The following is a 24,622-nucleotide window of genomic DNA, read 5'->3' on the forward strand; positions in this document are numbered from 1 at the left end:
CTGCGGTTCTACGCTCCGCCCATGTCTGATGGATACCTGAACAAAGTCTACGCCGCCCGAAACGCATCCGAGACGCGCGCTCTTTATGATGCGTGGTCAGCCAGTTACGAGACGGAGCTGGCCAAAAACGGATATGTCACACCGTCCCGCTGTGCCGCCGCTTTGGCGGATGTCCAGACCGACCGCAGCCTGCCGATCCTCGATTTCGGCTGTGGCACGGGGCTTGGTGGGCTGGCGTTGAAACTGGCGGGGTTTGAGGTCATCGACGGCGTCGATCTGTCAGCAGAGATGATTGCCCAGGCCGCGGGCAAGAACGTCTACCGCACATTGACCCAGATCGAGCCGGATGCGCCTTTGGGGTTCACGCCCGGCACCTATGCCACCATCGCCGCCATTGGCGTGATCGGCGCGGGTGCGGCACCACTGGCGTTGTTTGATACTCTGATGCATGGATTAGCACCCGGCGGTATCTTTCTGTTTTCCTTCAATGATCACACATTGGAAGACCCGGCGTTTGAGGCCCGCATATCAGAATGGACCGACTGCGGTGCGGCCAGTCTGCTGTTTCGGGAACACGGCGATCATGTGCCGGGGATCGGGTTGAAAGCCGCCGTCTACGTCCTTGAAAAACGGTGACATTCCGCACGAGGTTTGCGCCGTCGCCGACAGGCCCGCTGCATCTTGGCCACGCCTATTCCGCGCTTCTGGCCTATGACATGGCGCAAGCCGCCGGGGGCACCTTCCTGCTGCGCATCGAAGACATCGATCAAAGCCGCGCGCGGGATACGTGGGAGCAGCAAATCTATGACGATCTCCAGTGGCTTGGCGTGGACTGGCCCACCCCGGTGATGCGGCAATCCGACCGGCTTCCGGCCTACGACGCCGCGCTGGATACACTTTGGGCGCGCGGGCTGCTCTATCCCTGTACCTGCACGCGAGCCGACATCAAACAAGCGCTCTCCGCTCCGCAGGAGGGGGTTGCGATGGGGCCGGATGGCATTGTCTATCCGGGCACGTGCAGGTCGGCGGCTGAACGGTCGGGTCCGCGTCCAGCAGAGGCTGTTCTGCGGCTCGATATGCGGGCGGCCTTGGCGGAATTGGGGGATGAGCCGCTGTCATTCTCCGAAACAGGAAAGATGGACGCGGGTTCACCGGTTCCGATCACGGAAACGGACCTGACCCATGGCGTCGGAGATATCGTTCTGGCCCGCCGCGACATGGGCACGTCCTACCATCTGTCGGTGGTTGTGGATGACGCGGCGCAACAGATCACCCATGTCGTGCGCGGTGAGGACCTGTTTGACGCCACCAAGATCCACGTCCCTCTGCAACGCCTGCTGGATCTGCCCACACCTGTCTATCACCACCACCGGCTGATCCGGGATGAGACCGGCAAGCGGCTGGCGAAACGGGATGATGCGCGGGCGATTGCGCTCTACCGTGCGGAAGGGCGCACGCCAGACGAAGTGCGCGCAATGACAAGCCTCTAGCGGCTAGACTTCAACCGCTTCGCCGTCCTTCACCGCCGTATAGAAACAACTCCGCCGCCCGGTATGGCAGGCAGGCCCGGTCTGGTCGACCAGCACCAGCAGGCAATCCTGATCACAGTCATAGCGCAGTTCCACCAGCCGCTGCACATTGCCACTGGTTGCGCCCTTGGCCCAGAACGCCTGCCGCGAGCGGCTCCAATAGGTGACATCCCCGCTTTCCAGCGTCCGCGCGATGCTTTCAGCGTTCATCCACGCCAGCATCAGCACTTCATGGTTCGTCGCGTCCTGCGCGATGGCGGGGATCAGGCCTGCGTCGTTATACGTCAGCGTTGCGGGATCAAAGGGCATGGCACCTCACTGAAAAATTTTGCATCTGGGATGATGAGGTTTATGTAAGGGCAACGCGAGAAAAGGAACAGCCATGTCCGGCGATACCGACCTGATAAAACTCTATTCCGCGCGCATTCTGGCGCTTGCGGCGGATATTCCCCATCTGGGCCGTCTGGAAGCACCCGATGCGACCGTCAAGCGGCGTTCGCCCTTGTGCGGCTCCACGGTGACTGTGGATGTGACGGTGCGGGACGGCAGGATCGCGGAACTGGGTCAGGACGTGAAAGCCTGTGCCCTGGGGCAGGCAGCCGCTGCGGTGACCGGCGGCGCGGCCACAGGCGCCACGCTGCCCCAGATTGAAAAGGCGCGGGATCAGTTGCGCGCGATGCTCAAGGACGGCGGGCCGGTGCCCGATGCGCCATTTGAGGGGTTCGAAGTGCTGAGCCCTGCGGTGGAGTACAAAAACCGCCACGCCTCGATCCTGCTGAGCATTGAGGCGATCACTGAGGCGATGCAGACAGCCCAGGCACCGACACACTAAAGCACTGACCTGAAAAAAAAAGCGCCGCACATCCGGGATGGATGGCGGCGCAGGGAAGCGTTTCTCGTGTGGGACCCGGTCAGCGGTGGGGCGGCAGACCCCAACCGAAAGGACAGGCAGTGTCGTTCGGCAGCATCAATTTGGGACGGATGCTAGGAACAGACCGGCACGAGAAAGCGGGCAGAATTCAGATCAGATTGGGCAGGTGAAGCCCCACAACCAGCATGACCACAAGCGCGGCGGCACCAACAGCATCCTGCAACAGCGTGTCGTGGGACCGGGTTACGATGGTCTTCAGGGTTTTGAGCGTTGTCATGGGTGCCTCCGTCTTTGTTGCTCCTTTGTTCTCATTTCTTTAACGCTGTGTAAAGAACTTTTTGAGAACATTCGTGAACAAAATGGAACGAATGGACTTAACCAACTGAAATCAAACGAATCGCCTCATCCTGCCGCATGAGCCACAACAGCAAGCGCGCCGCCTGACCGCGGTCGCTGTGCAGTTTCGGATCATCGCCCAGCAGTTTGCGCGCATCACTTTGGGCCACGGCCATCAGCCCGGCCTGCTTTTCCAGATCCGCGACGCGGAAACGGGGGACCCCTGATTGCGCGGTGCCGATAAGATCACCGGTGCCGCGCATCTTGAGGTCGGCCTCCGCAATGGCAAACCCGTCTTCGGTGCCCCGCAACACCTCTAGCCGGTGGCGGCCGGTCTCGCTCAGCGGGGTCTGGAACATCAGCAGGCAGGTCGACGCGCCCTGCCCGCGCCCCACACGGCCACGCAACTGGTGCAACTGCGCCAGACCGAAGGTTTCTGCCCGTTCAACCACCATGATCGTGGCATTGGGCACATCAACGCCGACTTCGATCACCGTGGTCGCAACCAAGACCTGCGTCTGCGCCTGCTGGAAGGCGCGCATGGCCGCGTCCTTCTCGGCCGGGGGCATCTGGCCGTGCACAAGGCCCACCACCCCTTCGCCCAACACCGCGCGCAGCCGTTTGAAACGGTCCTCTGCCGCGATCAGATCGCTGATCTCGCTTTCCTCGACCAAGGGGCAGACCCAGTAACACTGGCGGCCTTCCGCGATGGCGGCGCGCAGACGGTCAATCACTTCGTCGATGCGGTCGGTGCTGACCAGCGCAGTCTTGATCGGCTGGCGTCCGGGGGGTTTTTCGTCCAAAACGCTCACGTCCATGTCGCCATATTGCGCCAGCGCGAGGGAGCGTGGAATAGGCGTTGCCGTCATCACCAGCACATCCGCCCGCTGCCCTTTCTGGCCCAGCTCCAACCGTTGACGCACGCCAAAGCGGTGCTGTTCGTCCACAATCGCAAGGCGCAGATCGGCAAAGGCAACATCGGCCTGAAACACCGCATGGGTGCCGACGAGCAGTTGAATATCGCCCCGCTGAAGGGCGGTCAGCTTGGCCTGCCGCTCGCTCCCCTTGTCCCGGCCTGTGAGGATCTCAAGCACCAAACCCGCCGTTTCCGCGAGGGGTTGCAGGGCTTGCAAATGCTGACGGGCGAGGATCTCGGTCGGGGCCATCAACACACCCTGCCCGCCCCCTTCGACTGCACGCAGCAGGGCCATGAAGGCCACCAGCGTCTTGCCCGCGCCCACATCGCCCTGCAACAGGCGGTTCATGCGCTGGCTGCCGGCCATGTCCTGCGTGATCTCGGCAATCGCGCGGGTCTGCGCGCCGGTGGGCTTGTACGGCAAGGCGCTGAGCACCCGTTTCTGGAGCGCTCCATCACCGGTTGTGGCCCGTCCGGGCTTGTGACGCTCTGTCTGCCGGGCGAGCGCGAGGGTGATCTGATGGGCCAGCAATTCGTCATAGGCGAGGCGTTCGCGCGCCACCGACGCCACGCTCAGATCATTGAGCGATTGCGGGCTGTGTGCAGCGATGGCAGCATCGGCAAAATCAGGCCAGCCGGATTGGGATTTCTGATTGGGATCAATCCATTCCGGCATATCCGGGATCAGATCAAGCGCGGCGCGGGTGGCCTTGTACATCAGCTTTTGCGTGATCCCGCTGGTCAGGGGATAAACTGGCTCAAACGCGGGAATGTCGCCTGCCTCCTCCTCCGCCACGGCATGATCGGGGTGGACCATCTGGGGGATGCCATCGAACAATTCCACCCGGCCCGAGACCACGCGGCGCGATCCTTCGGGCAATTGTCGTTTCCAGTAATCGCCGCGGGCGTGGAAGTAGACCAGTTGAAAACTTGTCTCCGCATCAGTCACATGGATGCGGTAGGCGCCGCCTTTGTTGCGGGGCGGTTGGTGGGTGCCGATGGTCACGGCAACCGTGACCGTGCCCGGCAGGGGCGCATCCTTGACCGATCTGCGCAGCGCGCGGTCAATGCCCGATTGTGGCAGCGTGAAGAGCAGGTCGCGCGGCGCTTCCACCCGCAATTGCGGGAAGAGTTGCGCGGTCTTCGGCCCGACGCCCGGCAGGGTTTCAAGCCCCGCAAAGAGCGGAAACAGCGGCTCCGGCCGTCCGCTCATGCGCCCGAGGTCAGGGTGAGCCAGCCTTCCTCATCCAAAGTCTCGATCCCCAGTTCTGCGGCCTTCTTGGCTTTTGAACCGGCACCGGGCCCCGCGACAAGAATATCGGTCTTGGCACTGACCGAGCCGGAGACCTTGGCCCCCAGCCGTTCCGCCCGCGCCTTGGCTTCGGCCCGCGTCATCTTTTCCAGGGTTCCGGTAAAGACGACGGTTTTGCCTGCCACGGGGCTGCCAGAAGTATCGGCGCGTTTGGCCTCCGCGATGTCCAGATGGGCCACAAGCCGGTCGATGGAAGCACGCTCGGCCTCCTGCGCGAAGGCATTTACAAGCGAATCTGCCATCACCGCGCCAATGCCATCCACACCGATCAGATCTTCCCAGGCCTCCCCCTCCTGCCCGGCCGCCGATTGCATCGCCGCTTCAAACGCGGCCCAGGTGCCGTAATGCAGCGCCAGAAGGTTGGAAGCCGCTTCGCCAGCGTGCCGAATGCCAAGCGCAAAGATCACCCGCGCCAGTGGAATTTTGCGTTTTTCCTCAATGGCATCAAAGAGGTTTTGCGCAGATTTCTCTCCCCAGCCCTCCCGGTTCTTGAGCTGCTGCATGCCGCTGCCATAGCGATCCCGGAGCGTGAAGATATCCGCCGGTTCCGCGATCCAGCCATCGATATGAAACTGCTCAACCTGCTTGTCCCCCAACCCTTCGATGTCAAAAGCGGCGCGGGAGACGAAGTGTTTGAGCTTTTCCACGGCTTGCGCCGGGCAGATGATCCCGCCACTGCACCGCCGCACCGCGTCACCCGGTTCGCGAATGGCATCGCTGCCGCATTCGGGGCATGTGTCGGGAAAAACGAAAGGCGCTGCATCGGCGGGGCGCTTTGACAGGTCCACATCCGCCACCTTGGGGATCACGTCACCCGCGCGGTAGACCTGCACCCAATCGCCCACGCGGATGTCCTTGCCCCCCCGGATCTCCTGCCCCTTGCTGTCGAGACCCTTGATGTAATCCTCGTTATGCAGCGTCGCATTGGAAACCACGACCCCGCCGACCGTGACGGGCTGCAACCGGGCCACCGGAGAGAGCGCACCCGTGCGCCCGACCTGAATGTCGATGCCTTCCAGCCGGGTCCAGGCCAGTTCTGCCGGGAATTTATGCGCCACCGCCCAACGGGGCGTGGTGGAACGAAAGCCAAGGCGTTCCTGCAAGGCCAGATCGTCAACCTTGTAGACAACACCGTCGATGTCATAGCCCAGTGTCGCGCGCTGCTCTTCGATGTGCGCATAATGCGCGAGCATCTCATCGCTGGAGGTGCACAGCGCGGTCAGCGGATTGGTTGAAAACCCAAAATCCGCCAGACGGTCAATCGCACCCTTTTGCGTGTCGGCAAGCGGCGCAGACAGCGCGCCCCAGGCATAGGCGAAGAACCTCAGCGGCCGCGCGCGGGTGATCTGCGCATCCAACTGCCGCAGAGAGCCCGCCGCCGCGTTGCGCGGATTGGCAAAGGTCTTGCCGCCCCGTTCGGTCTGTCGCCTGTTCAGCGCCTCGAAATCCGCGTGGCTCATATAGACTTCGCCGCGCACTTCCAGCACCTCCGGCGCACCTGTGATCTCGGCCGGGATATCGGTAATCGTGCGCGCGTTGGCGGTCACGTTCTCTCCCACGGCGCCATCCCCACGGGTGGCGGCCTGCACCAGACGGCCCTGTTCGTACCGCAGGGACAGCGAAAGCCCGTCGATTTTCGGTTCAGCGGTGAAAGCCAGGGGCGCATCGGCGGACAATCCCAGGTATTTGCGGACCCGCCCGTCAAATTCCTGCACATCCTCCGCATCAAAAGCATTCGACAGCGACAGCATCGCAACAGCATGGGTGACCTTGGTGAAACCGTCCGAGGGGGCAGCACCCACCTGATCGGTCGGACTGTCATCGCGTTTGAGGTCAGGGAACCGCGCTTCAATCGCCGCATTCCGGCGTTTGAGCGCGTCATAGCCTGCGTCATCCATCGCCGGGGCATCTTCGGCATGATAGGCCGTATTTGCCTTGGCCAGAACATCCGCCAGCCGCGCCAGCTCTGCCCGCGCTTCCGCTTCGCTCAGCTTTTCGACTGCGATTTCAGCTGTCACACGCCCTGCCCCCGCCTGCTCCCTTGCACCGCCTAGATAGGCCGCGCCAAGGGTCAGGTCTAGCAGATTTCAGCGTGGGACTTAGGCAGAAGCAACCAGATCGAGTGCTGCCGGTTCCGGATCGCGCAGCACATAGCCCCGTCCCCAGACCGTTTCGATATAGTTCTCTCCCCCCGTCGCGGCAGAGAGTTTCTTGCGCAGCTTGCAGATGAACACATCGATGATTTTCAGTTCCGGTTCATCCATGCCGCCATAAAGGTGGTTGAGGAACATTTCCTTGGTCAATGTGGTCCCCTTGCGCAGCGACAAAAGCTCCAGCATCTGGTATTCTTTGCCGGTCAAATGCACGGTCTGGTTGTCCACGCTGACCGTCTTGGCATCAAGGTTGACAGCGATCTGTCCGGTTTCGATGACAGATTGAGAATGCCCTTTCGACCGCCTGATGATCGCATGGATTCGCGCCACCAGTTCTTCCCGATGGAAAGGCTTGGTCAGATAATCATCGGCACCAAAGCCAAATCCCTTGATCTTGTTTTCAGTGTCATCCGACCCCGAAAGGATCAGAATGGGCGTTTCAATCCGGCTGAGCCGCAGCTGCCGAAGCACCTCATGCCCGTTCATATCAGGCAGATCGAGGTCCAGAAGGATCAAATCGTAATCATATAGCTTTGCCAGATCGATCCCTTCCTCCCCCAGATCCGTCGCATAGACGTTGAGGTTGGCATGGGTCAGCATCAACTCGATGCTGCGGGAGGTGGTGGGATCATCTTCGACGAGTAGTACACGCATAGTCTTCTCCGAGGTCGGGGTCATTGGTGTCGCTCAGGATCGTGACCAAAAAAGGTTAACCACCCGTTACTGATGTTTACCTTTTTATCAGAACAACTTTAAGTTGTCCACAACTACTCTGCTTTAGGTTGTCTATACTTTTGCAACATGGTGGCTTTCAGCGCCGCCTCCCCATGCTCGGTCACCGCGCGGACCCATTCAAAGAATTCCTCCTCCGAAATACCGTATCGGCTCAGCGCCTCTCCCTGGCTGATCAGACCATAGCCCACGCCCCGCACCACGGCGGCTTTGCGCGATGCCACCCACCGCCGCGTGTCTGGCGGCGGCAGATCGGCCTGCGACATGATCGTGCCATCCGCCAGTGTCACGGATCGGGGGCCATCAACTTTCTTGAGATACATATCTTCATCCCGGCTAAGGTCTGGCCACATTGACCTTTTTGGCTTAATGCCCCGTGAAGCTCCCCCTTGTGAGTGAATAGGATTTTCCTATATTTCCACCAAACCACCTCGCTTATCCCCGTCGGAGACGTGCATGCCCCTCGATCAGACACCGCCGCTGAACTCTCTCGGCTTTGCCAAGGCCCCTGCCGACACCCGGGTGGTTGTGGCCATGTCCGGCGGCGTGGACAGCTCCGTCGTGGCTGCGATGCTGGCCGAGGAAGGCTATGATGTGGTCGGCGTCACGCTGCAGCTTTATGACCATGGAGCGGCACTGGCCAAGAAAGGCGCGTGCTGCGCCGGCATCGACATCCACGATGCGCGCCGGGTCGCCGAAGACATGGGGTTTCCACACTACGTGCTGGATTACGAAAACGTCTTCAAAGACGCCGTGATCGATGAATTCGCGGACAGCTACCTTGCGGGGGCAACCCCCGTCCCCTGCATCCGCTGCAATGAACGGGTGAAATTCAAGGACCTGCTGGAAACGGCAAAGGATCTCGACGCGGACTGCATGGCCACGGGGCATTACATCCAGCGCAAGATAGGTGCAGGCGGCGCAGAACTCCATTCTGCGGCTGATGCGTCACGTGATCAAAGCTACTTCCTGTTTTCCACCACACCGGAACAACTCGCCTTCCTGCGATTCCCTCTGGGCCACCTGCCCAGCAAGGACGACACCCGCGCGCTGGCTGCCAAATACGGGCTCAGCGTCGCGATGAAACCTGACAGCCAGGACATCTGCTTTGTGCCCAACGGCGATTACGCCAGCGTGATCCGCAAACTGCGCCCGGAGGCGGCTGACCCCGGTGACATCGTCGACACCGATGGCAACATCCTCGCCCAGCACGAGGGTGTCATCCACTACACCATCGGCCAACGCCGGGGCCTTGGCATCGGTGGCCTTGCCGACCCACTTTATGTGGTCAAACTCGACGCGGACAAAAAACAAGTGATCGTCGGCCCCAAATCCATGCTCGCCACCCGCAACGTGCCCGTGCGCGAAATCAACTGGCTGGGAGATGCCCCCTTGACGTCCCAGGACGAATGGCACCTCAGCGTGAAGGTCCGCTCCACCCGCCCCCCGCGCGACGCCATCCTGCGTCCGATCACCGACACCACCGCGACTGTCGAACTCCTGACGCCCGAAGAAGGCATCTCCCCCGGTCAGGCCTGCGTGTTCTACGACACCGAAAGCACACGCATCTTCGGCGGCGGCTGGATTCACAAAGGCTGATCCAAACGCCCCCTTCCCCTTCCAAATGGCTCAAAAAACCCGGAGAGTTTGAGAGGCAGCGCCTCTCATCCAAAAAATAGAATCATGTCGCGCTTAAGTGCGTCCGCGCCATCACATGCGGCGCAGAACCGCGCGCGCCGCCCGCAAACCGGGCGCCTCTCCCCCCAGCCCCAGCCGGTCCATCGTCACGGCCATCGCATCCCATTGCGCATCAGGTGCCTCCAACACACCCAGCACCCCATTAGCGATCAACCCCGGCTGACACCGGTTGCCAATGAACTCCGGGACCACCCGTGTCTCCGACACCAGATTGACCAGCGTCACCGTATCCACCTTCACCATCCGCCCGATGATCTGCCGGCTGAGCCAGTTCATATCATAGGCAATCACCATCGGCGTTCCCGCTGCCGCCAGTTCCAGCGACACCGTGCCGGAGGCCGCCAAGGCCACATCCGCCGCGCCAAACGCCGCGCGTTTCAAGGGCGCAAAGGTCTCCCCCGGCATCTTGCCGGGATCCAGCACCAGCGGTGTGCCGGGCCAATCTGCTGTCACTTCTGCAACCAACTCCGCCACCGGGGCCGCCGCAGGCACCACAATGCGCAGGTCTGGCTTTTTTTTCACCAACCGCGCCACCGCCGCCCCGAACACCGGGGCCAGACGCGACACCTCGCTGCGCCGCGATCCCGGCAGGACCAGCAGCAGGGGCGCATCTCCGATCCCGCTCTGTGCCCGGAACGCGGCAACACCCTCTGCGCTGGCTTGCGGTTCCGCCACCACCGGATGACCCACAAAATCGCACTCCATCCCGGCCGCTTCCATATAGGGCGGCTCGAACGGAAACAGCGCCAGCACATGATCAACCCAGCGCGCCATCTTCGCCGCCCGACCCGTACGCCAGGCCCAGACCGTTGGTGCCACATAATGCACAATGCGCAGGGAGGACGCCGCGCGGACGATTTTCGCCACCCGGAGGGAGAAGTCAGGACTGTCGATGGTGATCAGCACATCCGGCTGCATCTCCAGCACCGCCTGTGCCGTCTGCGCAATCCGTGCTTTGAGTGCGCGATACTTCGGCAGGATTTCCGCCAGCCCCATCACGCTGAGTTCCGACATGTCAAAGCGGCTTGTCAGCCCCTGAGCGGCCATCTCAGGCCCGCCAATCCCTTCAAAGGACACATCGGGGTGCAGCGCCTTCAGCCCCGCCATCAACGCCCCTCCCAGCCGGTCGCCCGAAGGCTCTCCCGCAAGGATGAAAACCTTCACCCCTCGCCCCCGCGCCGGGACCAGAGGACCAGACCCAGATCATCCGCCAATTGCGCGCAGCGGTCGGAATCGAGGATGATCACATCGCCCGCATCCACAATCACCCCTGCCAGCCCCGCTTCATGGGCGGCCGTGATGGTATTGGGGCCAATGGTCGGCATGTCGATCTCTCGGATCTGCCCGTCTTTGGGGCCTTTGCACAGAATGGCATTCGCGGTGCGCGCCACAGGCGGCAGGGTGGACAGCAGGTGATCCGTGCCGCCCATCGTTTCAACCCCCAGAACCTGCTCCTTGCCAATCACGCAAGCCTGCCCGATATCAAGCGGCGCCAGCCCGGCCAGCACCGCTTCGCCCCGCGCGGCATCCCGGCGCATCTGCGCATCGGGCCAGGCCTCAGACAGGACACCGGGCGGCGCGACAAGATCGGGCACAAGTTGATCCGCCGCGATCACGGAAAAACCCGTCTGCTCGAAAATCTCCTTGAGGATCTGCAACGCCCCATTGTCCCCTGCCGCCAGCGCCTTCTGGAACAGCGGCACCAGTGCCATCGTCTCCGTATCCAGTTTTGACGGGTCGAGCTGAGGGCGGTCGATCCCGCCACAGAAACACACCTGTGTCACACCAAGTTCGCCCAATTGCACCAAGAGCGTGCCCAGCGTCTCCAGCCGGAATGTCAGATCAGCGGTCAACCCTTCCGGATCGACGCCTTCATAGGCGCACACCAACGGTGGGACATCCTGTGCTTCCGCCACCTCGCTGGGCAGATGCCCGCGCCCTGCAATCAGCGCCAGCGTCATTTCGGCGTCAGGAAATGGCGGCCTGTGTCGGCCATGATAAAGTCGACGATTTCATGCACATAGGTGCTGGAGGTTTCATCGCGCAGCCGCTGCGCGCGGTCGTGAAATGTGCCTTCCCCCTGTGCCAGCATCTGAAATGCCGCACGCAGTGCGGTGATGTCCGACCTTGCCACGCCGCGCCGTTTCAAACCAACAAGGTTCAACCCGTCCAGATCGCCCCGTGGGGCCTGCACCAACCCGTAGGGAATGACATCATTGGTCACCATCGTCACCGCGCCAATGATCGCGCCATGGCCCACACGCACCCATTGGTGAATGCCCGACAGCCCGCCGATGATCACATCATCCTCAATCACGCAATGCCCCGCCACAGCAGCGGAGTTCACCACAATCACCCGGTCCCCGATGATCGCATCATGGGCAATGTGACAGCCTGCCATGAACAATCCATCGTCGCCCACCCGCGTCACCCCGCCACCACCTTCGGTGCCGCAGTTCATCGTGACATGCTCACGGATACGGTTGCGCGCGCCAATCACCAACTGGCTGGCTTCGCCTTTGAATTTCAGGTCCTGCGGGATCTCGCCAATCACTGCGAAGGAGAAAATCACCGTCCCCTCGCCGACCTCTGTCCTCCCGGTCACCACAACATGGCTTTTCAGAACCACATCCGCCTTCAACACCACCTCAGCCCCGACCACACAGAACGGGCCCACCTGCGCGGTGGGATCAATCTGTGCGCCGTCTTCAATCACGGCAGAGGGGTGGATGTTGCTCATGCGTCGGCCTTGGGCAGATCAAGCATCGCCATGAATTCAGCCTCTGCGGCCATCTCACCCTCAACCGTCGCCACGCCAGAGAAGCGCCAGACCTTGCCGCCGGGTTTGCCACGCAGCGTCGTCAGATCCATCCGCAGCACATCGCCGGGGATCACCTTGCGGCGGAATTTGCACTTATCAATCGACATGAAGTAGATCAGCATATTCGTATCCAGCTGATCCAGCGCCACGCCGATCATCACCCCCGCCGTCTGGGCCATCGCCTCCACAATGGTCACACCGGGCATGATGGGGGATCCGGGGAAATGCCCCTGAAAATGCGGCTCGTTCATGGTGACGTTCTTGTAACCCACAGCAGATTGCGTGCCGTTGATCTCCTCCACCTTGTCGACCAGCAGGAAGGGATAGCGGTGCGGCAGGATGCGCTGAATGGTCAGGATATCGGCGCGCTTCAAATCTTCGGTCATGGGTCGGTCCTTAGCGGATATTTCACCCCAAGGGGCTACCAAGTTGCGCCGCCTGCGGCAAGCAGATCAGCGGTCCTGCGTGGGTTCCCGGGGCGGCAGCGTGGTATTGAGCAGGGCAATCGCATCATCGGTGATATCAATCGCGTTGGCGCTGACAAAGACCGACCGTCGCTCAAGGATCACCGCAGCACCCGCGTCCCGCATCAGGCGTTCCAACACAGGAGCGGCCGCGTTCAGGAACACTTCGCGCTGATCTTCCAGCATGGTGTTGATCGCCCGGCCCTTGTCCGCTTGCGCCCGGCGGATTTCCTGAACCTTTTCATCAAAGGCATTGGCAAGCTCCCGGAAGTCTTCCGGGGACAGTTCCGCACGCTTTTCGGTCAGTTCCCGCTCTTCGGTCTCAAGCGCCGCTTCGATCTGGCGGTTTTCCGTGGCCAGCGCAGTGCTTTGCGCTTCGATCTGTTCAGCAACCCGGCGACCGAAGTCGCTCTCAACAAAGATCCGTTCGGAGTCTATCGTGAGCACCGGGCTGATGATGGTGCCGCGTTCAAACCCGATACCCGCACCTGTCGTCGCACCTGGCTGCTGTTGCGCACCTGACTGATGCGCACCAGCCAAGGTCAGTGCCAGCGCCGTTGTCACAAGGGCCAAGGCCCGAGTCATGACTTAAAACTCGGTGCGCAAGGTGACCTCAAAGCTCTGCTCCTCATCGAAGTCTTCGCTTTTCAGTGCTTTGGAGAAGTTAAACTGCAACGGTCCCAACGGTGTGTCCCAATAGACCGACACGCCCACAACGTGACGGAAAGATCCGCCCTCTCCCTGAATGTTGCCTCCATTCAGGTTCACATCGTCAAGGTCCCAAAGGTTGCCGACATCGTAGAAGACACCCCCCGTAATCCCATACTCTTCCGGTAGGCCAATGGGGAACTGTGCGTCAAACCGTGCGACAACATAAAGATTACCCCCGAGCGGATCTGTTTCCGGGCCACTGGTGTCGCGGGGGCCGATCCCGCCGGGTTCAAACCCGCGGATGAAAGATGGGCCCAGCAGAAAACGATCAACAACGCGGTTGTTACCGCTGGACCAGGCCAATGCGCCCCCCTCAAGGGTTGCACGCAAGGTCAGTTCCTCGTTCAGGAACGTCCGCTCTCCGACAACTTTCGCAACTGTCTTGACATAGTTGGCGTCACCACCAAGACCTGCAAAATCCTGAGAGAATTCAAACAGAACACCAGAGGTTGGATCCAGACCACCCAACCGCGTGTCATAGGTGTAGGTATATCCGATTGAGGAGGACAACTGCGCGCCCGCATCAATATCATCCTGCACCGTGTTGCCGTTCACAACGATGTCGCGACCGGTAACCTCAAGATTTTCAGCGGTATAGCGAAGCTGCAAACGCCCAAATTCGCTTACCGGGAAGGTTAGTGCGGGCTGGAAGATCAGCGTTTCGGTATCGTAGGTGGCGAATGAACTGTCCGTCTCTGAATAGCTCAGGTTAAGACCAAACGCGACATCACGACCAAGCAAACTGGGCTCTTCGAAAAAGACCCCATACCGCCGTGCGTCTTCGGCAGTTGATAGATCCAGACGAAGCCTCTGACCGCGCCCGAGAAAGTTATCTTCACGGAAACTGACCACGACACCAATGCCGTCGTTGTTCGAAAATGTCCCGCCAAAGGTCAATGCACCGGTGGGTTGTTCAACCACATCGACATCGACAACGACCTGTTCCTCGCTGCTGCCCTCGCGGGCGTTCACTTCGGCGGTCGAGAAGTAATCCAATGCACGAATGCGTTCCGCGGCCTGACGGATCTCACGCGGGTTGAATGGATCGCCCTCAACGCTGTCAAACTGACGTCGGACAACGCGGTCCAGCGTGGTTGTGTTGCCTTCAATATCGATGCGTTCAACGAAGACCCGCGGCCCCCGGCTGAGCACATAGGTGACATCCAGCGTCTGTGACCGTTCGTTCCGCTCAATCCGTGGTTCGACACGCATGAAGTCGATGCCATCGCGGATGGCCTGACGTTCCAGCCGGGCAATGTCTGTTTCAACAAGCGTCGGTGAGTACACCACCCCTGAACGCACCTTGACCAGGTCACGGTAGACCGCTGCATCAACGCCGTTCATCTCCGACACCAGGTTGATTTCGCCGAATTTGAACTGCTGACCTTCGGTGATGTTGTAGGAGACGAAGAATCCATCCCTTTCTTCGGTCAACTCACTATTAACAGCTTCGGTGCGCATATCGATGTAGCCGCGCGACAGATAGAAATCCTGCAACAGCCGTTTATCCGCCTCGACATTGCTTTCCACGAATGTGTCGCGTCGAATCAGACGGCGGAACAATCCTGCCTGCTTGGTGCCAAGAACACGGCGCAGACGGCGGTCAGAATAGACCCGATTGCCGACAAAGCTCAGCCGTTCGATCTCAACATTGTCGCCTTCGAATATTTCAAACACCAGGTCGACACGGTTCTGATCCCGGCGGATGATCCGCGGTTGGACACGGGCGGCAATCCGACCGTCATTGCTATAGGCTTCAGCGATGGCGGCGGCATCTGTCTCGGCCTGTGATGGGTTAAAGACCCTGCGTTCACGCGAACCGGTCAATTGGGCCAACACATCGCTGTCAATGCGCCGGTTGCCTTCAAAACTGATCCGGTTGATCGTTGGCAGTTCCGTCACCGTGATCACCAGCGTGCTGCCACGCGGTTCAATCGCGACGGTTTCAAACAGACCGGAGTTCTGCAGATTCTGGAAAGCGTCGTTTAATTGACCGCCCGTGACCGTCTGCCCGCGTCCGATTCCGGCACGCGCAAGGATCGCACTGTCGCCGATCCGGTTGTTGCCATTGATCTCAACGCTGTTGAATTGATAATCCTGCGCCCAAACTGGCGCTGCTGGCGCCACCCAAGCCATTGACATCAATGCACAAACAGATGTGCTTCTGATCAAATTTCCAAAAAGAGTTTTCGTTGCCCGCATGGAAGGTTCACCGCCCCCGTTCCTCAGTCTCATGGTTTATACCCATTCTTAAGACACCATTTGCATCCTGAGTACGCAGGTTGCAGCAGTTTGTCAAAACCAAGAAAGCGAAAAACCCACTACATTCAGCAGTGGGTTACATCATTGAAACATCATGAAGTGGCGGTGGCGACCTGTGTACCCGTCAGAGGGAGCCGACAAATGCCCCGGCAGCCAGCGCAAGCGCGATTGTGAAGATGTAGAGCGCGCGATCCCAGTTCAGTTCCATCAGGAAGCTAAGCCCGCGATAAGAATTCTGTAGGGTCTGCATGGAATGCTCCTTTTTGCTGGCGCAGTAATAGCAGTCCATTGCGGCAGGTTTGCGATGAATTGTGGCTTTTTCTGGGCATTTTCAACTGTCGCGATATGAGTGGTCCGCCCGAGGGAAGACGGCGGAACCACCTTAACGGTCTGAATTCATGGACAGAAAATGTCGTTTCCTAGGGCGAAAACCATCAAGGACAGAACCAGTGCCAATCCGATGGTCATCAGAATACGCAAGGCGGTATCGTTGGGCGGCTTCCCGGTCACGGCCTCATAGGCATAGAACACCAGGTGCCCGCCATCCAATGCCGGGATCGGGAAGAGGTTGAGCAAACCGACAGCAGTGCTGAGCACGGCAATGAAATTGATGAAGGACTGCGCGCCCTGGCTCGCCATTGCGCCGGAGGCTTGTGCGATCCCCACCGGGCCGCTCAGGTTACAGGTGCTGATCTGTCCGCCGATCATCGCCCCCAGCCCGGAAATGGAGCCGGTGATGATGCGCCATGTGTTCGCCACGCCGCTGGTGATCGCCTCTCCGATACCCGGCGCGTCTGTTGCAGGCTCAAAAGCGGAGCCGCCGACGATTCCGATCCGGTAGGTCACCTGATAGCTGCCGTCGTCCTGTTCCACATCCGTGGCTTTGGGCGTCATCGACACACTGCGGCTTTCGCCTGCGCGCCAGACCGTCAGCGCAAGCGCGCTGCCGTCCCCGCCTTCCACGGCGGTTTTGAGTTGGTTGAAGGCGAATATGTCCTCTCCTGCGATTTGCGTGATCACGTCACCGGGCCGCAACCCGGCTTCAAACGCCGCAGAGCGCGGCAAGACCTGCGTGACCAGTGGTGGAGAGACAAACGGGCCTGAAACCTGCATCGCTGTGCCGTCGCGGACCACATCATAGGTTAATTCTGGAGCCACGGGCAGCGCTGCAAAGAGAGCCGTGCGTGCCTCCGTATCAGCGGCAGGCGGCAGCGCCTTCCCCTCGATGGCTTCGATCACATCGCCCGATTGCAGCCCCTGCTGCGACAGCTGCGGCATGTCCCGCATCTCTCCCACCGTCAGGGGATCGCGCTGCACACCGACGGAATAGGCAATCGCGCCGAATATCGCGATCGACATGACAAAATTGAACGCAGGCCCCGCCGCAACGGTCAGCGTCCGCGCCCATAAAGGCGCACCGTGCATCGTGTGACGCAGCGCATTTGGGTCATCCGCAACAGCCGCCATGGCTGCTTCATCCTTGCCGGAAGCCGCATTCGCATCGCCTGCAAACTTCACATAGCCGCCAAAAGGCAGCGCCGCGACCTGCCATTTGGTGCCGTGTTTGTCTGTCCCCGACCACAACACCGGTCCAAACCCGAGCGAGAACACATCCGCCTTGATCCCTGTCCAGCGGCCAACGATGTAGTGGCCGTATTCATGGATCGCGACGATCACCGACAGTGCGATGACGAAAGCGGCCAACGTCCATATGACGCCACCAAACTGCGGCAAAAGCCCGACTGTATCCAATGTGCTACCCTGCTCTTTTGACAACAGCGGCTTTTGCCGCCTTGCGTGCCAGATGGTCTACTCGGCCCACGTTATCAAGGGTCATCTTGGCATCAATATGGTCGCAGTGTGTGTTCATGTGGTCCAAAGTCTGCGCCACAACCTGTGACATTTCGGTAAATCCAAGGTCACCGGCGATAAAACGGTCCAGCGCCGTTTCCTTGGCTGCGTTGAACACAGCGCCCATCATCCCGCCCCGTTCCAGCGTCTCCCGTGCCAGCCGCAACGCAGGCCAGCGGACCTCATCGGGGGCGCGGAAATCCAGTTGGCCAATGGCCGCAAGATCCAGCCGTTCGACAGGCAAGTGCTGGCGTGCAGGATGGTGCAGGGCAAAGCCGATGGCGTGACGCATGTCGGGCGGGCCGACGTGGGCCATCAGCGCACCGTCATTGAACCCCACCAGCGCATGGATCATTGATTGCGGATGCACGATCACTTCGATCTGATCGGGGCGAACGCCGAAAAACTCCCGTGTTTCAATGATTTCCATGGCTTTGTTGAACATCGACGCAGAATCGATGGTGATCCGCTGCCCCATGTCCCAGTTGGGATGGCTGGAGGCCTCCGCCAAGGTCGCTTCGGCGAGTTTCTCAAGGGGCCAGTCCCGGAAGGCGCCGCCACTGGCAGTGATGATGATCCGCTCCACCGCGTCCATGTCTTCGCCAATGAGAGCCTGATAGATCGCGGAATGTTCGCTGTCCACAGGCATGATCTTGGCCCCGGCCGCCCGCGCCGTTTCCAGCAGCAGGGGACCGGCACAAACCAGCGATTCCTTGTTGGCGAGCGCCAGCGTCGTGTTGCCCTGTGCCGCAACCGCCAGACCCGGTGCCAGCCCTGCTGCCCCGACAATCGCGGACATGACCCAATCAGCGGGCCGCGATGCAGCTTCGGTGATCGCCTGCGCACCTGCCGCTGCCGTGACGCCGGATCCGGCCAGCGCATCGCGCAGATCGTCCAGCAGATCCTCGCGCGCGGTCACGGCGACCTCTGCTTTCAATGCAACAGCATCCGTCGCGAGCTGTGCAATATTTGACGCGCCGGTCAGGGCCACAACGTCATAGTCGTCCGGGGCCCGCGCGATCAGATCAAGGGTGTTCTGCCCGATGGAGCCTGTCGCCCCCAGCACACTGACCCGCCGCATGATCAGCCCAGTCCTGGCGGAAAGCCGATGAACTGCCCGATAATCAGCAGGAACACAGAGGCGCCGAGCATGCCGTCAAACCGGTCCATCAACCCGCCATGGCCGGGGATCAGGTTTGAGCTGTCCTTGACCCCCATCTTCCGCTTCATGCCCGATTCCGCGATGTCGCCCATCTGTGACGCCATTGAAACGGCGATGGAAATGCCGATCAGCTGCACGCCGATGCCTGAGTTGATCGAAAACAGCAGGCCAACAAGCGCCGCCCCGATCCAGCCCGCAGCGGTGCCTGACCATGTCTTTTTCGGACTGACCGCAGGCCAGAACTTCGGCCCGCCGAAAGTGCGGCCTGCGAAGTAGCCCACCACATCCGTGACCACCACAACAAGCACCAGCCACAACAGCCAGCCAAACCCCATGTCATCGCGCACCTGCATCATGCCGTAGCCGGCCAGCAGGATCAGTACGGTAAAGCTCATGAAGATGGTGCGGTGTTGCTCCAACTGGCTGAAGCCATAAAACGCCGGCAAAAGCAGCAAGGGCATCGCCAGACCAACGGGCAAATAGATCGACAGCAGCATCACCGCACCCGTGACGCCGCCCATCAGCAACTGCACATGACGCGCGCCCGGACGCAGCATCCCGCCCAATTCCCAGACCATGATCCCGCAGATCAGCGCCACCAGCACATGAAACACATGCCCGCCCAGCCAGATGCCGATCAGCCCCACAACAACCATGAAGGCCCCCGCCCCCATGCGCGCGCCGAGGTCTGACCACTGCTCCGCCGATTTTGCCATGTTGCCGTCCCTCAGGTCTTCACCGCGCCAAAGCGCCGTTCCCGCCCGCCGTAGGCTGCACAAAGCCGGCCAAATTCCTCGCGGGTGAAATCAGGCCAGAGCGTATCAATAAATTCATACTCCGCATAGGCCGATTGCCACAGAAGGAAGTTCGAAATCCGCGCTTCGCCACTGGTGCGGATCACCAGATCAGGATCGGGTAAAACGTAGGTGTCCAGATACTTTGGCAGCGTTTCTTCATCCACCAGCGCGGGGTCCAGCTTGCCATCCGCCACATCCTGCGCCAGCCGCTGTGTGGCGCGTGCCACCTCGTCCCGACCGCCATAGTTCAGCGCGATGGTCAGGTTCACCTTGTCATTATGGGCAGTGGCTTCTTCCAGCTCATTCATCAGGCGGATCAGCTTTTTGTCGAGCTTCACCCGGTCCCCGATGAACCGCACCCGCGCGCCGAACTCCCGCAGGGATCGCGTCTCCTTGGTGATGTAGCGGCGAAAGAGGCTCATCAAACCGGCCACTTCAACCTGCGTGCGCTTCCAGTTCTCGGTGGAGAAAGCGAAAATCGTCAGATACTCAACCCCAAACTCAGGACAGCTTTCCACCACTTCACGCACCCGCCGTGCGCCGGCATGGTGACCAAACAGACGCGGACGGCCGCGTTGCGTGGCCCAACGGCCGTTGCCGTCCATGATAATCGCCACATGACGCGGCCCGCCTGCCGGTACGGCCACCTCTTGAGAAGGATCGGACGCCGGGGCGGTGGGTTTTGACGCGGTGCTCATGGGCTGCTCTCTTTACCATTCACTCTGCCGGGGAACACAAAACAAAGGGTGCCGCCCCAAAAAAGAAGACCGCCCCGGTTTTGGAGGCGGTCCCATGACTGCTTAGACCTGCATGATCTCGGCTTGTTTGGTTTCCAGCTGTTCATCAATCTGGCCGATGAATTTGTCTGTCATGTCCTGCATCTCCGTCTCCCAGAACTTCTGGTCGTCTTCGGACATGCCATCGGCCTTGGCTTTCTTGATCTGATCCATGCCGTCGCGGCGGATGTTGCGAATGCTGACGCGCGCGTTTTCCGCGTACTGCCCCGCAACTTTGGTCAGCTCCCGGCGCCGTTCCTCGTTCAGCTCAGGGATGGGCAACATGATGATTGTGCCATTCAGCTGTGGGTTGATCCCCAGCCCGCTTTCGCGGATCGCTTTCTCAACCTTGCCGACCAGACCCTTGTCCCAGACGTTGATTGTCACCATCCGCGGCTCAGGCACGTTGACGGTGCCCACCTGATTGATCGGCGTCATCGAGCCATAGGCATCCACCATCACCGGCTCCAGCATGGAGGCCGACGCGCGGCCCGTGCGCAGCGATGCAAATTCAGTGCGCAGCGATCCGAGCGCGCCGTTCATGCGACGCTCAAGGTCGTCGGTATCAAGCATGAAGTCGTCTGACATAAGGTCTTATCCTGTAGTACATGCCGTTTTAGTCGGCGTTCGCCTAGATATAGAGCATTACGCAAGCGGAATGAAAGTGGGCTTTCATGCAGGTAGCGCAGAGACCTTTACGAACCCCGCACAGAGGCGCACCATAAGCAGAAGAATGCGGCCTTTCAGCCGAAGGTTGCTCTGCTACACTTCGTTTGCGCGGCTAGCGGCATGGTCCTGGTCAGGCAAGGGCGGTCGTTTGGTCTTCTCCGTATGGATACCGTAGAGCCCCGGTACAAACGCTATTGCCTGCACAAACGCCAGGATCCCGAGTGAGACCGGCAGCATTTCCTGCATCTGGGACCATGTGGAAAGGGTACAGTCGGAACAAACCGGATTGCAGGGCAGCAGGGTGAAAGCGAAAGGAACCGCAATGGACGCGATGGACAATCCGGCGGTCCATCCCAAGACATAGGTTTTGCTGCGCGGTGGATTCTGTGGGGGGCAAAACTTGCCGCTTGAGACATAGATGCCCTGACGCATGCTCTCCGCAAGGCTGGCCATTGTTTCATCTTCAATTGGAACATCATACTTCGCCAGCAGTGCCTGCGCCTGCGTGCTGAAGGCAGCAAGGTTGCGCCAACTGTTCAGCATCACATCGCCGACCTTCTGGCGGTACATCGGCATCGAGTTGATGATGCCTGCCAAGGGCACATCCAGCGCGGCGCAGCATTCTTCGTATATCTCGTGGAACTGCTCTTCCTCTGACAGGATATCAGAAAACCGCGTGTCCGGGCGCAATGCGGTGACATCATATCCCGTCACATGCGCCACGACACGGTACACAGTCTGAAGATATCGGTCTTCCATCACACGCTCCCTGCATCAACAGCAGGACCATCGCAGGGAACCATGACATATTTTCGATGAAATCAGGGGCGTTTTGCAGCCACTGAAGCTTTGGAGGGACCGCCGTTACCCTTGAACGCGCGTATACGTCCCCTCACCCGCCAGAATGCCGCGGAAACCGCCCGGCTCATCAAGCGAGAAGACGATGATCGGCAAATTGTTGTCCCGCGCCAGCGCGATGGCCGAAGCATCCATGACCGCAAGGCGCTTTTGCAGCACGTCATCATAGCTGACCGTGTCATAACGTTTGGCATCATCGTGTTTCGCGGGGTCTTTGTCATAGACACCATCGACGCCGTTCTTGCCCATCAGAATGGCTTCGCAGGACATCTCATTGGCACGCAGGGCGGCGGCGGTGTCAGTGGTGAAATACGGGTTGCCAGTGCCTGCGGCAAAGATGCAGACCCGTTTCTTTTCCAAATGGCGGACGGCGCGGCGGCGGATATAGGGTTCTGCCACTTCATTCATGGTGATGGCGCTGATCACGCGGGTGTGGATGCCTTCGGCTTCCAGCGCGGATTGCATCGCCAGCGCATTCATCACCGTGGCGATCATGCCCATGTAATCCGCCGTTGTCCGCTCCATCCCCTGAGCCGAGCCGGACAGCCCGCGAAAGATGTTGCCGCCACCAATGACCATGCAGATCTCGACCCCCAGATCGTGGACAGATTTGACCTCTGCCGCGATGCGCTGAACGGTGGGCGGATGCAGGCCGAATCCCTGATCCCCCATCAACGCCTCCCCCGAGATTTTCAGCATCACACGTTTGAAAGAGGGGGCGACTGTATCCTGCGGCATGTGAGACCTTTCCTGCGGCGGGTTCCAATTGCGCGCAAACTGTCGCAAATGGAGCAAAGGTTCAATGCGCAGGATGGGAAGGAACGCCGTTGTCACACGCTTTTTCTGCGATTCTGAGCGCTGTTTCGCCGCAACAACCCGTTCTGATTGCAGGGCCGACCGCTTCGGGCAAATCTGCACTGGCGTTGGAGATCGCCGATCGGCAGGGCGGCGTGATCGTTAATGCCGATGCAAGCCAGGTCTATGACTGCTGGCGGGTGATCACCGCCCGCCCGTCGGAGGAGGATGAAGCACGCGCGCCACATCTCATGTACGGGCACGTCAAAGCGACCGATTCTTATTCGACCGGCCATTGGCTTCGCGAGGTTGAACAGGTGCTCAAGCGGGATCAGCGGCCCATCATCACCGGCGGTACGGGGCTTTACTTCGCGGCGCTGACCCAGGGGCTCGCGCAGATCCCGCAGACGCCGGATGCCGTCCGGCTGGAAGCCGACGGGTTACCGCTGGACAGGCTGCGCGCCGGTCTTGATCCGCAGACCGCGCAGAACATCGATCTGGACAACCGTGCGAGGGTGCAACGGGCATGGGAGGTTTTGCAGGCAACGGGCCGTGGATTGGCCCATTGGCAGGCACAGACCGGCGCGCCGCTTTTGCCACTTGGCGATACCTACCCCATCTCATTCGATGTGGAGCGCGACTGGCTGAACGCCCGCATCGCACGGCGGTTTGATCTGATGCTGGCACAAGGCGCACTGGAAGAAGTGGCGGCCATGCAGGCGGCCTATGACCCTGCCCTGCCCGCCCACCGTGCGATTGGCGTGCCTGAGTTGATGGCGCATCTGGAAGGCCGCATGACGCTGGACGCCGCCCGCGAAGCAACCGTGATCGCAACGCGGCAGTTCGCCAAACGCCAGCGCACCTGGGCGCGCAGCAAAATGGCCGATTGGCATCAGTTCCAGCCTGAAACTGCCCGAAACCCTTAAATTGTCTTTGACTTTATCCGACTATTGCAAAACCAATATGGGCATAAACAGGCCCATACTATAAAAAAACGGATAAAAGCAGTCTTGTCGTCCTATACGTCTGATATTCACGTCTGCACGCTTGCACAATTGTCTGGCGGGCAGGACTGGCGCTTGCAACTGGCGCATGATCGTCCCTCTCATTTGCTGATCTGGATCACCCGCGGACAGGGTCGGATGTTGTTTGATGGGCTCCGGCGGGGCTTGGGGGCGCATAACGCGCTCTGGATCCCCGCAGGTTCGCTTTTTGCACTGGATCTGGGGCGACAGGCGATTGGGCAAGCGGTGATCATCCCGGATGGCACGCCGCTGCGCCTGCCGGAAATTCCGCGCCATCTGCGCATACGCGACGTGCAGGTCCAATCCGAACTGACCACCCTGATTGAAACCGCGCAGCGCGAACTGCAACAGGCCCGCCCCTTGCATCAGGATGCGCTGGAAGCCCATGCCGCGCTGATGTCCGTCTGGCTGCGGCGCCAGATCATGCTCGAAGAACATATCCCCGATCCGCGCAATGCCGCAGGGCGTCTGGCGAAGCGATTCTGTGACCTGATCCCCAATCATTACCGTTCGGGCGCGCCGATGGCGGATTATGCCCAGGGACTGGGGGTAACCCCCACCCACCTGACCCGCACCTTGAAGACGGCAACGGGGCGTTCGGCGGCAGAACTGCTGACAGAACGCAGCCTGTTTGAAGCCCGCAGATTGCTGACCGAAACCGATCAGCCCGCCCAGAACATCGCACGGCATCTTGGCTTTGGCTCGGCCGCGTATTTCACGCGGTTCATTCAGCAACACACCGGCATGACGCCGGGTAAGCTGCGCCGCGCCGGGGTCTGACAACACCTCATCTGCCAGCCACATGGTCGGTTTCGCGCCATCGACATGTCGCAAAAAGGCATATTTGTGCCGGAACTTCCCGTTGACCTTCGTCGCTATCTGTT

26 protein-coding genes are annotated in these 24,622 nt (G+C 60.4%); 6 read left to right on the plus strand and 20 right to left on the minus strand.

Features of this window, described 5'->3' with window-relative positions:
• Positions 1-21: 21 nt before the first annotated feature.
• Together Q1A91_RS09195 and gluQRS are read left to right on the plus strand one after the other, a co-directional pair.
• Positions 22-636, plus strand: coding sequence for a methyltransferase domain-containing protein (locus Q1A91_RS09195; protein WP_299875933.1), 615 nt, complete (start codon positions 22-24; stop codon positions 634-636).
• The gene (gene gluQRS, locus Q1A91_RS09200; RefSeq protein ID WP_299875935.1) at positions 633-1,490 is read left to right on the plus strand and encodes a tRNA glutamyl-Q(34) synthetase GluQRS; all 858 of its coding nucleotides are present in this window, start codon (positions 633-635) and stop codon (positions 1,488-1,490) included. Before Q1A91_RS09195 ends, gluQRS begins: the two co-directional genes overlap by 4 nt.
• Before the next feature lie 3 nt (positions 1,491-1,493).
• On the opposite strand, the gene hisI is transcribed toward gluQRS, so the two are convergent.
• The gene (gene hisI / locus Q1A91_RS09205) at positions 1,494-1,838 is read right to left on the minus strand and encodes a phosphoribosyl-AMP cyclohydrolase (RefSeq protein WP_299875937.1); all 345 of its coding nucleotides are present in this window, start codon (positions 1,836-1,838) and stop codon (positions 1,494-1,496) included.
• A gap of 73 nt (positions 1,839-1,911) precedes the next feature.
• On the opposite strand from hisI, the gene Q1A91_RS09210 reads away from it, so the two are divergent.
• Positions 1,912-2,361 carry an iron-sulfur cluster assembly scaffold protein gene (locus tag Q1A91_RS09210; protein ID WP_299875939.1) on the plus strand — a complete coding sequence of 150 codons (450 nt, stop codon included), beginning with the start codon at positions 1,912-1,914 and terminating at the stop codon, positions 2,359-2,361.
• A gap of 187 nt (positions 2,362-2,548) precedes the next feature.
• Here Q1A91_RS09210 and Q1A91_RS09215 read toward each other — a convergent pair whose 3' ends face one another.
• From Q1A91_RS09215 to Q1A91_RS09235, 5 genes are all read right to left on the minus strand, one after another.
• A complete protein-coding gene (locus Q1A91_RS09215) occupies positions 2,549-2,677 on the minus strand; it encodes a hypothetical protein (protein WP_299875941.1) in 129 nt (42 codons plus the stop codon).
• Between the two features lie 97 nt (positions 2,678-2,774).
• The gene (gene recG / locus Q1A91_RS09220; protein WP_299875943.1) at positions 2,775-4,865 is read right to left on the minus strand and encodes an ATP-dependent DNA helicase RecG; all 2,091 of its coding nucleotides are present in this window, start codon (positions 4,863-4,865) and stop codon (positions 2,775-2,777) included.
• The gene (ligA, locus tag Q1A91_RS09225; RefSeq protein ID WP_299875944.1) at positions 4,862-6,982 is read right to left on the minus strand and encodes an NAD-dependent DNA ligase LigA; all 2,121 of its coding nucleotides are present in this window, start codon (positions 6,980-6,982) and stop codon (positions 4,862-4,864) included. The genes recG and ligA overlap by 4 nt, the downstream gene beginning before the upstream one ends.
• 81 nt (positions 6,983-7,063) lie before the next feature.
• Entirely contained in the window at positions 7,064-7,771 is a 708-nt protein-coding gene (ctrA, locus tag Q1A91_RS09230) for a response regulator transcription factor CtrA (RefSeq protein ID WP_299875946.1), read from the minus strand.
• 113 nt (positions 7,772-7,884) lie between these two features.
• The gene (locus tag Q1A91_RS09235; RefSeq protein ID WP_299875948.1) at positions 7,885-8,172 is read right to left on the minus strand and encodes a DUF1153 domain-containing protein; all 288 of its coding nucleotides are present in this window, start codon (positions 8,170-8,172) and stop codon (positions 7,885-7,887) included.
• 133 nt (positions 8,173-8,305) lie between these two features.
• On the opposite strand from Q1A91_RS09235, the gene mnmA reads away from it, so the two are divergent.
• Positions 8,306-9,448 carry a tRNA 2-thiouridine(34) synthase MnmA gene (gene mnmA / locus Q1A91_RS09240; protein ID WP_299875950.1) on the plus strand — a complete coding sequence of 381 codons (1,143 nt, stop codon included), beginning with the start codon at positions 8,306-8,308 and terminating at the stop codon, positions 9,446-9,448.
• A 111-nt stretch (positions 9,449-9,559) separates the two neighbouring features.
• Here mnmA and lpxB read toward each other — a convergent pair whose 3' ends face one another.
• The 14 genes from lpxB to pyrH all read right to left on the minus strand — a co-directional run bounded on the left by lpxB (position 9,560) and on the right by pyrH (position 22,656).
• Entirely contained in the window at positions 9,560-10,711 is a 1,152-nt protein-coding gene (gene lpxB, locus Q1A91_RS09245) for a lipid-A-disaccharide synthase (RefSeq protein ID WP_299875951.1), read from the minus strand.
• Positions 10,708-11,508, minus strand: a complete 801-nt coding sequence (locus tag Q1A91_RS09250; protein ID WP_299875953.1) for an LpxI family protein — start codon at positions 11,506-11,508, stop codon at positions 10,708-10,710. The genes lpxB and Q1A91_RS09250 overlap by 4 nt, the downstream gene beginning before the upstream one ends.
• The gene (lpxA, locus tag Q1A91_RS09255; RefSeq protein WP_299875955.1) at positions 11,505-12,287 is read right to left on the minus strand and encodes an acyl-ACP--UDP-N-acetylglucosamine O-acyltransferase; all 783 of its coding nucleotides are present in this window, start codon (positions 12,285-12,287) and stop codon (positions 11,505-11,507) included. The genes Q1A91_RS09250 and lpxA overlap by 4 nt, the downstream gene beginning before the upstream one ends.
• Positions 12,284-12,754, minus strand: coding sequence for a 3-hydroxyacyl-ACP dehydratase FabZ (fabZ, locus tag Q1A91_RS09260; protein ID WP_299875957.1), 471 nt, complete (start codon positions 12,752-12,754; stop codon positions 12,284-12,286). Before fabZ ends, lpxA begins: the two co-directional genes overlap by 4 nt.
• A gap of 66 nt (positions 12,755-12,820) precedes the next feature.
• Positions 12,821-13,417 carry an OmpH family outer membrane protein gene (locus Q1A91_RS09265; RefSeq protein ID WP_299875959.1) on the minus strand — a complete coding sequence of 199 codons (597 nt, stop codon included), beginning with the start codon at positions 13,415-13,417 and terminating at the stop codon, positions 12,821-12,823.
• Positions 13,418-13,420: 3 nt separating this feature from the next.
• Positions 13,421-15,679, minus strand: a complete 2,259-nt coding sequence (gene bamA / locus Q1A91_RS09270) for an outer membrane protein assembly factor BamA (RefSeq protein ID WP_299876180.1) — start codon at positions 15,677-15,679, stop codon at positions 13,421-13,423.
• Positions 15,680-15,929: 250 nt separating this feature from the next.
• Positions 15,930-16,055 carry a hypothetical protein gene (locus Q1A91_RS09275; protein ID WP_299875961.1) on the minus strand — a complete coding sequence of 42 codons (126 nt, stop codon included), beginning with the start codon at positions 16,053-16,055 and terminating at the stop codon, positions 15,930-15,932.
• A 146-nt stretch (positions 16,056-16,201) separates the two neighbouring features.
• Positions 16,202-17,557, minus strand: coding sequence for an RIP metalloprotease RseP (rseP, locus tag Q1A91_RS09280; RefSeq protein ID WP_299875963.1), 1,356 nt, complete (start codon positions 17,555-17,557; stop codon positions 16,202-16,204).
• Between the two features lie 4 nt (positions 17,558-17,561).
• The gene (gene dxr, locus Q1A91_RS09285) at positions 17,562-18,737 is read right to left on the minus strand and encodes a 1-deoxy-D-xylulose-5-phosphate reductoisomerase (protein ID WP_299875965.1); all 1,176 of its coding nucleotides are present in this window, start codon (positions 18,735-18,737) and stop codon (positions 17,562-17,564) included.
• Between the two features lie 2 nt (positions 18,738-18,739).
• On the minus strand, positions 18,740-19,534 hold the full coding sequence (locus Q1A91_RS09290) for a phosphatidate cytidylyltransferase (protein ID WP_299875967.1): 795 nt from the start codon (positions 19,532-19,534) through the stop codon (positions 18,740-18,742).
• Between the two features lie 11 nt (positions 19,535-19,545).
• The gene (uppS, locus tag Q1A91_RS09295) at positions 19,546-20,313 is read right to left on the minus strand and encodes a polyprenyl diphosphate synthase (RefSeq protein ID WP_299875970.1); all 768 of its coding nucleotides are present in this window, start codon (positions 20,311-20,313) and stop codon (positions 19,546-19,548) included.
• A gap of 102 nt (positions 20,314-20,415) precedes the next feature.
• A complete protein-coding gene (frr, locus tag Q1A91_RS09300; protein WP_299875972.1) occupies positions 20,416-20,979 on the minus strand; it encodes a ribosome recycling factor in 564 nt (187 codons plus the stop codon).
• Positions 20,980-21,153: 174 nt separating this feature from the next.
• Positions 21,154-21,819, minus strand: a complete 666-nt coding sequence (locus Q1A91_RS09305; protein WP_299875974.1) for a hypothetical protein — start codon at positions 21,817-21,819, stop codon at positions 21,154-21,156.
• A gap of 105 nt (positions 21,820-21,924) precedes the next feature.
• Positions 21,925-22,656: a UMP kinase gene (gene pyrH / locus Q1A91_RS09310; protein WP_299875976.1), complete on the minus strand. Its 732-nt coding sequence runs from the start codon at positions 22,654-22,656 to the stop codon at positions 21,925-21,927.
• An 89-nt stretch (positions 22,657-22,745) separates the two neighbouring features.
• Here pyrH and miaA point away from each other — a divergent pair, with 89 nt between their 5' ends.
• Together miaA and Q1A91_RS09320 are read left to right on the plus strand one after the other, a co-directional pair.
• Complete coding sequence (miaA, locus tag Q1A91_RS09315) at positions 22,746-23,639, plus strand: tRNA (adenosine(37)-N6)-dimethylallyltransferase MiaA (RefSeq protein ID WP_299875978.1); 894 nt, start codon at positions 22,746-22,748, stop codon at positions 23,637-23,639.
• 84 nt (positions 23,640-23,723) lie between these two features.
• Positions 23,724-24,518, plus strand: coding sequence for an AraC family transcriptional regulator (locus tag Q1A91_RS09320; protein ID WP_299875980.1), 795 nt, complete (start codon positions 23,724-23,726; stop codon positions 24,516-24,518).
• The last annotated feature ends 104 nt before the right edge of the window (positions 24,519-24,622 follow it).

The organism is uncultured Sulfitobacter sp., from assembly GCF_947500075.1.
Classification (GTDB): Bacteria; Pseudomonadota; Alphaproteobacteria; order Rhodobacterales; family Rhodobacteraceae; genus Sulfitobacter.

Coding starts and splice junctions, on each gene's coding strand:
- Q1A91_RS09195 (WP_299875933.1), top strand. CDS start 22: ATGTCTGATGGATACCTGAACAAAGTCTACGCCGCCCGAAACGCATCC.
- hisI (WP_299875937.1), bottom strand. CDS start 1,838: ATGCCCTTTGATCCCGCAACGCTGACGTATAACGACGCAGGCCTGATC.
- Q1A91_RS09210 (WP_299875939.1), top strand. CDS start 1,912: ATGTCCGGCGATACCGACCTGATAAAACTCTATTCCGCGCGCATTCTG.
- Q1A91_RS09215 (WP_299875941.1), bottom strand. CDS start 2,677: ATGACAACGCTCAAAACCCTGAAGACCATCGTAACCCGGTCCCACGAC.
- recG (WP_299875943.1), bottom strand. CDS start 4,865: ATGAGCGGACGGCCGGAGCCGCTGTTTCCGCTCTTTGCGGGGCTTGAA.
- ctrA (WP_299875946.1), bottom strand. CDS start 7,771: ATGCGTGTACTACTCGTCGAAGATGATCCCACCACCTCCCGCAGCATC.
- Q1A91_RS09235 (WP_299875948.1), bottom strand. CDS start 8,172: ATGTATCTCAAGAAAGTTGATGGCCCCCGATCCGTGACACTGGCGGAT.
- mnmA (WP_299875950.1), top strand. CDS start 8,306: ATGCCCCTCGATCAGACACCGCCGCTGAACTCTCTCGGCTTTGCCAAG.
- Q1A91_RS09250 (WP_299875953.1), bottom strand. CDS start 11,508: ATGACGCTGGCGCTGATTGCAGGGCGCGGGCATCTGCCCAGCGAGGTG.
- lpxA (WP_299875955.1), bottom strand. CDS start 12,287: ATGAGCAACATCCACCCCTCTGCCGTGATTGAAGACGGCGCACAGATT.
- fabZ (WP_299875957.1), bottom strand. CDS start 12,754: ATGACCGAAGATTTGAAGCGCGCCGATATCCTGACCATTCAGCGCATC.
- Q1A91_RS09265 (WP_299875959.1), bottom strand. CDS start 13,417: ATGACTCGGGCCTTGGCCCTTGTGACAACGGCGCTGGCACTGACCTTG.
- bamA (WP_299876180.1), bottom strand. CDS start 15,679: ATGGCTTGGGTGGCGCCAGCAGCGCCAGTTTGGGCGCAGGATTATCAA.
- Q1A91_RS09275 (WP_299875961.1), bottom strand. CDS start 16,055: ATGCAGACCCTACAGAATTCTTATCGCGGGCTTAGCTTCCTGATGGAA.
- dxr (WP_299875965.1), bottom strand. CDS start 18,737: ATGCGGCGGGTCAGTGTGCTGGGGGCGACAGGCTCCATCGGGCAGAAC.
- Q1A91_RS09290 (WP_299875967.1), bottom strand. CDS start 19,534: ATGGCAAAATCGGCGGAGCAGTGGTCAGACCTCGGCGCGCGCATGGGG.
- uppS (WP_299875970.1), bottom strand. CDS start 20,313: ATGAGCACCGCGTCAAAACCCACCGCCCCGGCGTCCGATCCTTCTCAA.
- frr (WP_299875972.1), bottom strand. CDS start 20,979: ATGTCAGACGACTTCATGCTTGATACCGACGACCTTGAGCGTCGCATG.
- Q1A91_RS09305 (WP_299875974.1), bottom strand. CDS start 21,819: ATGGAAGACCGATATCTTCAGACTGTGTACCGTGTCGTGGCGCATGTG.
- pyrH (WP_299875976.1), bottom strand. CDS start 22,656: ATGCCGCAGGATACAGTCGCCCCCTCTTTCAAACGTGTGATGCTGAAA.